This window comes from Affinundibacterium fentianense, from assembly GCF_018139545.1.
Taxonomy (GTDB): domain Bacteria; phylum Pseudomonadota; class Gammaproteobacteria; order Burkholderiales; family Burkholderiaceae_D; genus Undibacterium; species Undibacterium fentianense.
Window position 1 is genome coordinate 72,250 of sequence record NZ_JAGSPJ010000005.1, and the last position, 11,797, is coordinate 84,046.

11 protein-coding genes are annotated in these 11,797 nt (G+C 46.5%); 6 read left to right on the plus strand and 5 right to left on the minus strand.

Features of this window, described 5'->3' with window-relative positions; all coding sequences use genetic code 11:
* The first annotated feature begins 64 nt into the window (after positions 1 to 64).
* The gene (locus KDM90_RS12230; RefSeq protein WP_438947435.1) at positions 65 to 1,312 is read left to right on the plus strand and encodes an MFS transporter; all 1,248 of its coding nucleotides are present in this window, start codon (positions 65 to 67) and stop codon (positions 1,310 to 1,312) included.
* Between the two features lie 118 nt (positions 1,313 to 1,430).
* On the plus strand, positions 1,431 to 1,937 hold the full coding sequence (gene ssb, locus KDM90_RS12235) for a single-stranded DNA-binding protein (RefSeq protein WP_212675907.1): 507 nt from the start codon (positions 1,431 to 1,433) through the stop codon (positions 1,935 to 1,937).
* Between the two features lie 97 nt (positions 1,938 to 2,034).
* On the opposite strand, the gene KDM90_RS12240 is transcribed toward ssb, so the two are convergent.
* Both KDM90_RS12240 and KDM90_RS12245 read right to left on the minus strand, forming a co-directional pair.
* Positions 2,035 to 2,454 carry a hypothetical protein gene (locus KDM90_RS12240; RefSeq protein ID WP_212675908.1) on the minus strand — a complete coding sequence of 140 codons (420 nt, stop codon included), beginning with the start codon at positions 2,452 to 2,454 and terminating at the stop codon, positions 2,035 to 2,037.
* A gap of 402 nt (positions 2,455 to 2,856) precedes the next feature.
* On the minus strand, positions 2,857 to 3,294 hold the full coding sequence (locus KDM90_RS12245) for an Lrp/AsnC family transcriptional regulator (protein ID WP_212675909.1): 438 nt from the start codon (positions 3,292 to 3,294) through the stop codon (positions 2,857 to 2,859).
* A gap of 264 nt (positions 3,295 to 3,558) precedes the next feature.
* On the opposite strand from KDM90_RS12245, the gene KDM90_RS12250 reads away from it, so the two are divergent.
* Together KDM90_RS12250 and KDM90_RS12255 are read left to right on the plus strand one after the other, a co-directional pair.
* On the plus strand, positions 3,559 to 4,671 hold the full coding sequence (locus tag KDM90_RS12250) for an ornithine cyclodeaminase (RefSeq protein ID WP_212675910.1): 1,113 nt from the start codon (positions 3,559 to 3,561) through the stop codon (positions 4,669 to 4,671).
* A gap of 218 nt (positions 4,672 to 4,889) precedes the next feature.
* Entirely contained in the window at positions 4,890 to 5,216 is a 327-nt protein-coding gene (locus KDM90_RS12255; RefSeq protein WP_212675911.1) for a hypothetical protein, read from the plus strand.
* A gap of 183 nt (positions 5,217 to 5,399) precedes the next feature.
* Here KDM90_RS12255 and KDM90_RS12260 read toward each other — a convergent pair whose 3' ends face one another.
* On the minus strand, positions 5,400 to 6,593 hold the full coding sequence (locus KDM90_RS12260; RefSeq protein ID WP_212675912.1) for a tetratricopeptide repeat protein: 1,194 nt from the start codon (positions 6,591 to 6,593) through the stop codon (positions 5,400 to 5,402).
* 209 nt (positions 6,594 to 6,802) lie between these two features.
* On the opposite strand from KDM90_RS12260, the gene KDM90_RS12265 reads away from it, so the two are divergent.
* The gene (locus KDM90_RS12265) at positions 6,803 to 8,872 is read left to right on the plus strand and encodes an esterase-like activity of phytase family protein (RefSeq protein WP_212675913.1); all 2,070 of its coding nucleotides are present in this window, start codon (positions 6,803 to 6,805) and stop codon (positions 8,870 to 8,872) included.
* 61 nt (positions 8,873 to 8,933) lie between these two features.
* Here the strand turns inward: KDM90_RS12265 and KDM90_RS12270 are convergent, their stop codons facing one another.
* Complete coding sequence (locus KDM90_RS12270; protein WP_212675914.1) at positions 8,934 to 9,572, minus strand: NAD(P)-dependent oxidoreductase; 639 nt, start codon at positions 9,570 to 9,572, stop codon at positions 8,934 to 8,936.
* 184 nt (positions 9,573 to 9,756) lie between these two features.
* On the opposite strand from KDM90_RS12270, the gene KDM90_RS12275 reads away from it, so the two are divergent.
* Positions 9,757 to 10,665 (plus strand): LysR family transcriptional regulator, encoded by a 909-nt coding sequence (locus tag KDM90_RS12275; protein WP_212675915.1) that lies wholly within the window; start codon positions 9,757 to 9,759, stop codon positions 10,663 to 10,665.
* A 21-nt stretch (positions 10,666 to 10,686) separates the two neighbouring features.
* Here the strand turns inward: KDM90_RS12275 and KDM90_RS12280 are convergent, their stop codons facing one another.
* Positions 10,687 to 11,727, minus strand: a complete 1,041-nt coding sequence (locus tag KDM90_RS12280; protein ID WP_212675916.1) for a DUF475 domain-containing protein — start codon at positions 11,725 to 11,727, stop codon at positions 10,687 to 10,689.
* Between the last annotated feature and the right edge of the window lie 70 nt (positions 11,728 to 11,797).

The window sequence follows — 11,797 nt, forward strand, 5'->3', positions numbered from 1 at the left end:
CGCAAACACTCAGTTTTTGCCGTAAAAATTTTGTTGTAAAAGTCTTATGAATAGCGCAACACGTATGAGCTCACAACCGCTCACCTCATCATCAGCGTCAAACAAGATGTTGCCTTCCGAAATCCGGGCGGGCACCTCTTTGGCATCGATTTTTGCGCTGCGCATGTTTGGTTTGTTTTTGATACTGCCAATTTTCGCGATTCATGCCAAAACCCTGCCGGATGGTGACAATGTTGCCTTGGTCGGTATGGCGATGGGAATTTATGGTTTAACTCAAGCTTGTCTACAGATTTTGTTCGGCATCGCTTCCGATAAATATGGTCGCAAACCTGTGATTGTTGTTGGCCTGATTTTATTTGCGCTAGGTGCTGTGATCGCTGCGATGTCGCATACGGTGATGGGCATCTTGATTGGACGCGCAGTTCAGGGCGCAGGTGCGATTTCTGCGGCGATTACCGCCTTGCTGGCAGACACAACGCGAGAAGAACACCGCACGAAAGCGATGGCGATGGTGGGCGGTTCTATCGGTATTAGTTTTGCCCTATCTTTAGTGTTGGCGCCAGTTTTGTATCAACGCATAGGCATGGATGGCATTTTTATTTTGACGGCGATCATGGCGATTGCCGCGATAGCCGTTGTGATATGGATTACGCCAGATGCACCTTCATTGCCTGTCGTGAAAGTGCCACTCATTGAAGTAGTGAAAAATCCGGAATTGATGCGTTTGAACTTAGGTGTATTCGTATTGCACTTAAGTCAGGTTGCCATGTTTGTCGTCGTTCCCTCGGCCTTGGTGCAATATGCACACTTACCGCTTGATAAGCATTGGGAAGTTTATTTGCCCGTGGTATTTGGCTCCTTCTTCGTCATGTTATTCGCGATTATGCGTGGCGAACGTAGTGGCAAAATGAAACAGGTTTTTGTCTGGTCGATCGCATTGTTGATGCTGGTGCAATTGGGTTTTTGGGGTTTCCTAGAAAACGCAACGATGCTGATTGCGATGCTATTTGTTTTCTTCCTTGCATTTAATATCTTGGAAGCAAGTCAGCCCTCTTTAGTTTCTCGTCTAGCGCCACCTTCCGCCAAAGGCGCCGCTCTGGGTGTATACAACACTTTGCAAGCGTTGGGCTTGGCCTGTGGCGGCTTTGTCGGCGGTTGGATGAAGCAGCACATCAGCGCTAGTTCCGTCTTCATATTTACTGCAGTTTTATCCCTGATCTGGCTTATAATCGCAAGCCGGATGCCGGAATTGCCGAAGCGCGCCAGCAAACCGAATTCTGCCAATGCGAATGATGCAGCCTCTGCCGCTTAATTAGCAAAGTCGGAAAAGCAGTAAGCAAAATTGTCCTCCTAAAAGGAAAGCATTTTTGATCTATTGAAACATGTGAGTTACGTTGATAAATTATTTTTGAGTGTAGGAGACATACAAAATGGCATCACTAAATAAAGTTCTGATTATTGGTAATCTTGGACGTGATCCAGAAACCCGCTACATGCCAAGTGGCGATGCAATGACTACCATTGCGGTAGCAACCACAGAATCGTGGAAAGACAAACAAACCGGTGAAAAGAAAGAAGCGACCGAATGGCATCGCGTCACTTTCTTTGGCAAATTAGCCGAGATCGCTGGTCAATACCTGAAAAAAGGTTCACAGGTTTACATTGAAGGTAGCTTGCGTACTCGCAAATACACCGACAAAGACGGTGTAGAAAAATACGCAACCGACATTCGTGCTGACGAAATGAAAATGCTAGGCAGTCGCCAGGGTATGGGCGGTGGTGGCGGCGCACCGATGGATGATGATGGCTACGGCGGCAGTGCTCCAGCTCCACGTCAACAGCAACAATACAGCGCACCAGTGCAGCAACCGCGTCAAGCACCAGCTCAGCGTCCTGCGCCGAATTTCTCTGATATGGATGATGATATTCCGTTCTGATGTTTCGAATCGAATACTCAACAAAAGAAAAAGCCCGCAATCTGCGGGCTTTTTCTTTTGTTGCATTGCATGCCATGCTATCGCGAACCCGTAGCGCTTAACTATTTCCAAATTTATTGGTCTCAACATTAAATACCGTATCAGGAATTCGCATCTCGGGCGCAATCGTATCCGGTGGTGCCTCGGGAGCGATAGTATTCATCCACATATCCATTTTGCTATTTGCCATGATGCCGCTATCTGCTTGTAAGCGGTCGTTGTGTGGTTGTAGTGCACGACGTTCGAGCCGACGCAATTCCTCGTCAGCGGAGACGGGGTGGCGAGTCACATCGCGCGCCGACGGTGTGTGTGGTTTCAGTAGGCGTTCACGCCTTTGTTTTTCGGCGAATTCTTTCAATTCCTTTTGTTTCCTTGCTTCAATACGGTCAAGACTCGCTTGGATTTCGGGCGTTCTTTTGATATTTCTTTTTGTGTCACTGGTGGCGCCGAAGCCGAATAATTTGAGTAGAAAATTCACAATGTTTCCCCAATTTGGTTTCGCTCGGATAGGAAAGGCCAATCGCTTACGATGCACATCTTCTTTCCAATGCCTAGCGTGTAAATATAAGTTTTGTTTTTACACGCAGCAATAAGTGTGCCCAATCCGAAATGGATTGGCGGTACGGTTTTGGGACGTCGAAAACGTCGCCATCTGACCAATTTGTTATTGTATAAATCGCAAATAGATTAATCGAGAAATTGTTTTTTTGATGATCTTCTTAGGCGGATGTATATGCAGACAGAGTACGTAATTTTTGAGAAAAGACAATTGCATTTTGTTATGAACCGACAAGCAACGCGGCTGTAGACAAAGAAAGCGCAATATTCGACAGCAAATTCGCCCAAGTCTTAGCGAACGGTTTTGGAAGTTTGTGAACCACTATGAGGTCTTGCTTGAGGTGCGGTAGGTTTGCAAATGAATGCTGGTCTCCGTATTTTGAATCGCTTTTATTAGGCGAATTCGCTCGAGCACGGAAGATAGTTCCGAAAGATTTGCGGCACGCAAACTTGCGAGTAAATCCCAACGCCCATTGGTGTCATGGATTTCTTCAATGCCCGGTTCGCCAAGCAGTGCGGCAATGACCGCGCGCGTCTCATTCCCCTCGACCGCAATGCTGATCCATGCATGAATTTCGTTTTGTTGTGCATCAGGGCGGAGACGCACGGTATAACCAACAATGATGCCCTCATCCTCTAATTTGGTAATGCGGTTATTCACCGTTCCGCGGGAGACTTTGAGTTTATGTGCCAGCGTTGCAATGCTCATGCGTGCATCGGTGCGCAGTAGGCTGATAAGTTGTTGATCTAGGGCATCCATTTGTACATTTCGGTAATTTAAGCTGTCATTTTGTCAGAAAATTGATGAATTTGGTACATTTTTGCTGATTCTGTTTAACATCGACATCACGTAAGATTCTCCCATCCACTTTTTAAAGAACTTACGCAAAGTTGTTACGGCGAGATTCATCTGGGTCGGAGCTTGCGATCCACAACAAGGATGAAATGCTTTTGTATGACTCAGCTGGTTGTAGAAATTTTACGCAAGTTCTCATGAATGAGCTCAAATCAATCGGAGACTATAATGAGTACCAATCAAATCAATTTGGCACCACGCAAAGCGGTGACCCAGTATTTAAGCGCAGAACGTGTTGCTGAAATTATTACGAAGCGTGGCATCGGTGCTTGTATTACCGGTGTTGCTTCGTATATCAATCAGGATTTTTTGCGTTGGAATTCATTCGATAAATGTGCCCGCGTCGCGAATCACTCTGACGTTGGTGTTATCGAGTTGATGCCGATTGCCGATGATAAGTCTTACGCGTTCAAATATGTCAACGGCCATCCAAGCAATTATCGTTTTAATTTGCCAACGGTGATGGCGTTTGGTGTTTTGGCTGACGTGGAAACAGGTATTCCAGAATTAGTCAGCGAATTAACTTTAACGACCGCAATTCGCACCGCCGCTATGTCTGCTGTTGCGGCTCGCGCTTTGGCTCGCGAAAATTGTAAAACAATGGCAATCATTGGCAATGGCGCTCAAAGTGAATTTCAAGCTTTGGCCTTCCACTTTTTGCTCGGTGTGGAATCCTTCCATTTGTATGATATCGATAGTGCCGCAACGGCCAAGTTGGAAGCAAATTTGGCGAAGTTTGGCCTCAAAACTAAGCGTTTCAGCAACACGAAAGATGCGGTGAAAGGCGTGGACATTATCACCACAGTGACAGCCGATAAAACCAATGCAACAATCATTACTCCAGACATGATTGAGCCTGGAATGCATATCAATGGCGTTGGCGGTGATTGTCCAGGGAAAACAGAATTGCACGCGGATGTGTTGCGTATGGGGCCGGTCTTCTGTGAATTTGAACCACAATCTCGGGTTGAAGGCGACATGCAACAAATGCCAGCCGAATTTCCAGTGACTGAGCTCTGGACCGTATTATCAGGAAAGGTTGTGGGACGTAGCAATGCTGAACAAGTGACCATTTTTGATTCAGTCGGTTTTGCATTGGAAGATTATTCGGCTCTGCGCTTTATGCGGGATGTTGCGGTGGAAATGGGAATGAGCGAAACTTTGTCTCTTATTCCAGCGATGGACAATCCAAAAAATCTGTTTGGGTTCATAGGTGAAAGTAGCGCATTGCCAACACCATCTCAGTCGGTCACACGAAGTAGCCCAGTCTTTGCTGCTTAAAAAATTAACTTAAATGAAATTGAATGGCCCGAAAGACAAAATTTCGGGCTATTTTTTTGGGAAAAAATAAAAAAGATTCTGATTTTTGTGAAAAAAACCTGAATTTGTAAGTATTTGTGTCAACCGGATTTGGCGTGCCCACGTTTTTTGCCTAACAGCATCTTTGTCGCCTTGAACTAGGCAAATAGAAAGACAAAGGCATTTAGGGAGTTATAAAAATGATCTACGAAATTTTAGTCCGCCCGTCTTACAATAAATTAATGACATCTGATCATCTGATTTGGATTGAAAGTAGTATGCCGACGCGATTCTTTGAACAATGGTTACGCGATCACGCTTTGCTGGACGGTTCAGGACGCTCCCCTATCGTACGTTGGGGCATCGTGCAAACACAACGTCCCGCACATTTTCAATTAGCAACCCAAGAGACAGCCATCACAGATCGCATCGCAGAATTGATGAGTGGTGCGACTCATCTGACTGATTTGCCTGTCGTGGCGCGGGATGTGAAATTGGCAAAAACACCCGTTTTCTTGGCTGCTTAATCTCAAGGCGATTAGCCAAAAGTGAACGCAAGGATCTTTTTGTGTTCGATGCTAGGAGATTAGGCGCTGCGTAGATTCTTGATAATGACGTAGCCAATTGAATCCGAAATGAATTAAAAAGGCTGCAGGCGTCATGCTTGCGGCTTTTTTTTTAGGCTCGTCGGATTCGCTGAGTGTTCGTACTTATAATTGCTTTCGTAACGAATGTAGTCGGTTCAATTTCGCTGTATAGAGGTCGCGGTCTAGTGAGCTTGTGCTAGTGTCACGTGCGATTTCGAATTCTCGATTTGCCGCGTCCCATTCGCCAGCACGTAGATATGTTACACCGAGCCAGAAATGAAATTCATGATAATCCGGTGCGCGATCGAGCTCTTGCCGAAAATAACGCTTTGCCGTTTCAAGATTACCCTCTTGCAGTGCCTTTTGTCCCAACTGAAAATACTGAAAAGGCGCGACGCTTTGGATCGAATCTAAACGCGTTTGTGTTTGACGAGCATCAGCGTCGCGCCCAAGTGACTGCAATGTGAGAACCAAATTAGCGAGAGCCCCCTGATGGTTGGGGACATGCATTAAAACATGGTCTAAGGTCTGTAACGCTAGCTCAAAGTGCAAAGTACGCATATAGACGACCGCAAGAGTGTTGTAGGCAGTGATAAAGCTCGGATCTGCAAGGATTGAAGCACGCGCGTACCAATAAGCCAGATCGTTTTGTCGTCGTGTAAGCGCCTCTGCTGCACGGTTATTGAAGAACATCGCAATCACCGTACTTTCACTAATTTCGACACTTTGGACTTTGGCGGCGGCCTCCTGCGGTAAGAAATCGATCACCATACTATCGAATGCATTGCTCTCGGATGTGGGACTGAGATGTTTGCGCCCAATCACGATGTTCACATGATCGCTCGCCACATAAAGGCCACCCGCTCGACTCCATTCTTGCTCGGTGAGTACCTTACGGTAACTGACCGAAAGTCCCATTTGTTTTGCGAATGCTGCGGTCATTACGACGAGCGAGAGGCAATTTCCGGATCGCGCCGCAAAGGTCTCGGCCGCATCCCTTGTATAGCTACCGTCATATTTCAGTTGCAATTTGCTCTCACTGTACAACGCAGCATAGAGGGCACGCTGATCACTGTGAATCTTCTGTTTTTGCCGAATCTCGTTTTGAACGTATTGTTGCATTGTTTTACTTGCCGCAAAAATCTGTTTTGCGTCGATCACTTCGTCATCTGATTGAAACCACGCATCTCGGAAAACGTGTTGATTCACCTTCACTTGATCGAGCGCTGCACATCCCACGAGTTGCCATAAGACGATAAGTAAAACGAGTCGGATTCGAGTTTTTTCCAGAATTGTCGTGGGAAACAGAGTTTGCATTCTTAGTTCCTCATTGCGCGCATGGATCAATTTTTCTCATCCATGCAATTCGTCGATGGCGAGGGTGAATTAATACATCGATTGGGAGTTTGCAGTCCCAAGACAGTCAAATGACTCGCACTTACGCTGTCATGTCTTCGTCATATTGGCTCGCTATATTTCGGGGCTACACAAGCCAAGCAGGACGTATCTTGAATATAGAGGGAAACATGAAACAATACAAAAGAATTTTGAAGGCGAGCGTCTGTAGTGCTGCGCTAATACTCACTGCATGTGGCGGGAGTGATCGTGTCGAACAAAAAAATGTGCCGACGCCAGTGAGTGGCGTTTTTCTTGACGCAGCGGTTGAAGGATTGGATTATTCCAGCGCCACAACTGCAAAACAGGTCACGGCTGCGAATGGTGGGTTTGCCTGTTATTCCAATGAATTAGTGAGCTTTAGCTTGGGCGGTATCCAATTTGGAAACGCGACTTGCGCAACTTTGATTACCCCTTTTAATCTCGCGGGAACAGAAGTGAGTAAAGATGACAAAGTCGTCAATCGATTGATTGCGCTACAAACTTTCGATTCGGATTACGATCCCTCCAATGGCATTCAATTGAATAGTGCATTGAAAACCGCTCTAGCTGGTCAGAGCTTGGATTTCTCTGCAAGTGCTGCGAACTTCAATTTAGCAATGAATAGCCTCCTCGCGAAACTGCCAGCACCCTATTCGACTCGTAGCGTCGATGCTGATCGTCGTACTTTAGCGAAAGAACATTTTGAAGATACGCTGGCGAGCAAGGCTGGTATTTCCGTCTCCGAATTATTTACACAAAACAATGCTCTTGGTGCGGTGACGGTGAGCGTGACACGCTATCAAATTCAAGCGGCAGATCAGTTTTATGTGCCTTACGAAGGGCTCTCCACTGCCATCAAAACTGACTTTCCTAAAGGATTCTTGCCATCTTATGGTTCGGGTTTGAGTTTTAAGGGAAAAGCAGCGGACGGCAGTCTCGAATTTTATGGTCTTACAGACCGTGGGCCGAATGGTGATGGACCTAAGGTTCCGAATGGGATGATGACGGCAGGCGCAACCGGAACAAGTGATGGCAAATTTTTTCCAGCACCAAGTTTTACCCCATCATTTGGAGTCATCAGCGTGGGGAAAAATGGGGCGATTTTGAAATCGAGTACCCCTATTAAGTTTAGCGCAACACAATTGGCATCGGGTTTATCGATCGCCCCTGGTAAAATCGGCTCTTCTGGTGAGGTTCCGTTAACCGATGCCGCCAAATTTGAGGCGAACTCAAAAACAATCTTTAGTGACTATGGTATCGATACTGAAGCCGTAGTTTGGGATGCCACACGCAATGTCCTGTGGGTTTCCGATGAGTACGGTCCCTTTATTTTGAAAATTGATCCAGCGACTGGGATTATTCAGAAAAAATATCAACCGGGCACAGGCGCTGCTGATTTGCCCGCAGTTCTCCTAAAACGACGTGCAAATCGAGGAATGGAGGGGCTCAGTATTGAGTTGGCCAGTGGAAAATTGCATGGTTTTATTCAGAGTCCTTTGGACGATGGTAAAGCACAATATGTTGTTCCGGGAGCGACCGTAGCGACCAGCGAAAGTATCAAAGATTATGCAAAATTTAATCGGTGGGTTGAATTTGATCCAAGCACAGAAAAGACCCGTCTATTTGCTTATCCCATCGATGCAGCGATGTACTCTGGTGGAAAAACTGGTGGTGCCAAATTGGGCGATGTCGTCTCTTTAGGGAACGATAAATTTATCGTGATCGAACAAGGTGCGGGTGTCGATGGTAAGGTATTCAATCGTCTCATGTTGGTACAAATCCCTGCCGATGTGACCGACATTGCAATGGTTGGTACTGATTTAGAAAAAAGTAGCATGACTGGTAGCGCAGTGAACGCTGCGAACTATGCGACCATTGTGCCGCTCAAAAAGACTGTGTTGTTCGATTTAAATAGTGCAGGTTGGTTGGCGGAAAAGGCGGAAGGCTTGGCCTTGGTTGATGAGAACACGCTGGCCTTAGTGAATGATGATGATTTTGGTTTAAAGACGATTGTGCAAACCAATACTGGTGCGGTTGTGGATGGTGCAGATATCACGAAATGCACAGTGGATCTGAATGGTGCAATCACGGCGACTTCAGGAACTGGATGCGCAGCGGGAAACACAGCGCGTGTCGCACGGGGCGCAGATACGGAGCGCCCTAATCGACTATGGCTAATCAAGTTTGCAAAAAAGCTAAATGATTTTCTTGTGCCTTAATTGTCGCATTGAAAGCCGCGTTCCACTATTTTGATGGAACGCGGTTGTGGGTCTTGCAGTATCAATTTGCGATAGAAAAGCGTTGGCAAATGTGCTGAGGTTGTTCCAACTCATCGACCATTGCTTGCGCATAGTCTTCAACGGAAATTCGGCTTTCTCCTTGAGCATCGCTGAGGAGTTGATCTTTACCTAGTCTAAATTTGCCTGTGTGTTGACCAGGTGCAATCACTGCTGCCGGGCTCAGCATGCTCCATTGAATGTTGGTCTCCTCCCTGAGCAAGTTCAATGCTTGTCGTGCACCTTCCGCCGTGGCTTTGTATTCAGCGGGAAAATGCGGCGTATCAATTAGCTGTAGACCAGGCGCGACTTCAAGTGAGCCCGCACCGCCAACGACGAGCAAACGTTGAACACCTGCCGCCTTACTCGCGGCAAGCACATTCTTAAAACCGTTGAGGTAGTAATGTAATGTGTCGCTTTGGGCATGGCCACTAAACGCGCTGATGATTGCATCGTGTCCAATAACTTGCGCACGGAGTTGTTCCAAATTCTGTACGTCGCTTGCGATCGCTAACAACTGTGGATGACTTGCCAGCTTTTCGGGGTGGCCAACCAAGGCTGATACTTGGTGTCCTCGCTTGAGTAATTCTTGACGAATTGCAGAGCCGATAAACCCTGAAGCGCCAATAAGTGCAATTTTCATAAAAATCCTTTGATATGGTTTGTTGAGTCAATACTAAATAAGAGAAATCTGACTGCTGTAATTTCTTGATTCGAAAAGGCAGTCACGCATTGCAGTATGCATGGGTTTATTGACTCAATAAATCGATGAATCTAGAATTCATTGTTCTGAATTTCTTAACAATTGCGTTGTCTGGAGTGTTGTCATGGCAAGCCTTGATCAAATCGACATGAACGCTTTGCGTATCTTCGACACTGTCGTGGCGGCCGGCAGTTTTACTGCTGCCGCGAATCGACTGGATGTCGCCAAAGCAAAAATTAGTGTGCAAATCGCACGTCTGGAACAGCAACTCGGAACCGCATTGTTTGTGCGGACAACTCGACGGATGAATTTAACTGAGAGCGGAAAGGCCCTGTACGCACATTGTCAGATTTATTTGCCGGCACTGGATGAAACTTTAAGTCAGCTTGCGAATCGTACTCAGCATGAGACTTTGCAAGGTGTTTTGCGCGTGTCGGCGAGCGTTAATCATGCGAGCCAATCAGTCGCCCCCGCTCTAGCAAAGTTTTCGATTCAACATCCGCAATTAAAAATTGATCTCCGTACCAATGACAGGATTAGCGATTTAGTCGCAGATGGAATCGATATAGCATTCAGAATGGGCTGGCTAAGAGACTCTTCACAACGTGCGATGAAACTTGGTGAGTTCCAACAATGGCTGATGGCTGCGCCATCTTATCTTGAGCGTTGCGGAACACCTAAATCACCACAGGAGTTGCGCGAGCACGAATGGATTGCCTTGTCGCTGTTACCGTCGGCTCTGACATGGAAATTCATCGATCAACAGGGGCAAAGCCAATTGGTGCACATGAAATCGCGCTTACAGGTGGATGCGCCAAGCACTTTATTGGCATTGCTCGTGCAAGGAGCCGGTGTTTCGGTCATGGACGAGATGAGTGCGCAGGCTGTGATCACCTCTGGAAAACTACAACGCTTATTGCCGGAATGGCGCCTAAACCCAGGTGGTATTTATGCTGTCTTGCCACCTGGACGTCATGTGCCAACTAATGTCAGAGCGTTCATCGATTTTTATCGGCAATTCCTCGGAATTTAGCGCGGGCTGTTTGAACGAAAGTCAATTTAAGTGGGTCGTAGCTTGCTTGTGTTTGATAGACGACCATAGAGAGGCTGCAATGAATGCAACACCAATTAAACCGGTGACGATTTCAGGAATATGAAATTGCATACTTGCGAACATGATGAGTGCCAAAATCCCAATTGCATAATGTGCACCGTGTTCGAGATAAACATATTCTTCCAACGTACCTTGGCGTACCAAATAGATAGTGAGCGAGCGTACAAATAGCGCGCCGATTGCTAAGCCTAACATGATGATGACAACGTCACTTGTAATCGCAAACGCACCGATCACACCATCGAATGAGAATGAAGCATCGAGTACTTCTAAATATAGAAAACCTCCTATGCCGCCACTTTTGACAATGGCACCGACATTCACATCGGTCGCTTCCTCTTTTTCTAAGAGCCCACTTATAAAATCGACTGCGACATAAGTGATCACTCCCCAAATACCAGAGAGCAGAACAGCATAGGCGCGCCCTTCTTCAACCAAGCGGGTACTCGCCACGACCACGAGTAATGCAATCAACACAGGAATAGAACTAATTGTTCCAAAGTGTGCAATGCGCTTTTCGATTCCGCCTAGCCAATGAAACTGCTTGTCCGCATCGAATAAAAAATTCAGAAAAACCAAGAGTAAAAATATGCCACCAAATGCAGCCACTTCGGCATGGTGGCGTATCAAGTGCGTCGAAAATTCTTGTGGTTTGTCGATTGCAAGTGTCCATACTTGCGTGACGTCGAGATCCGCCGCAAACGCGACGATAACCAGCGGGAAAATTAAGCGCATGCCAAATACGGCGACAATAATGCCGACCGTCAAAAACAGTTTTTGCCAAAAAGCATCCCAACTTTTTAGGACAGACGCGTTCACAACGGCATTATCGAAAGAAAGTGAAATCTCTAAGATCGCGAGAATCAAAGCAATGCCAGTCGCGCTCAGTGCAGCGTTGACCCCGCCATGACTAAATCCCCAATAGGCAGCGATGCAAAGGCAAATAAAGGAAATCAAAAAAGAAAAACGAAAATGCTGCATATTTAACCCAAAAAAATGCGAGAAGGCTGGAGGGTGCCATAGCTTCGCCTATGTAAGCAAGTGAGTTTGA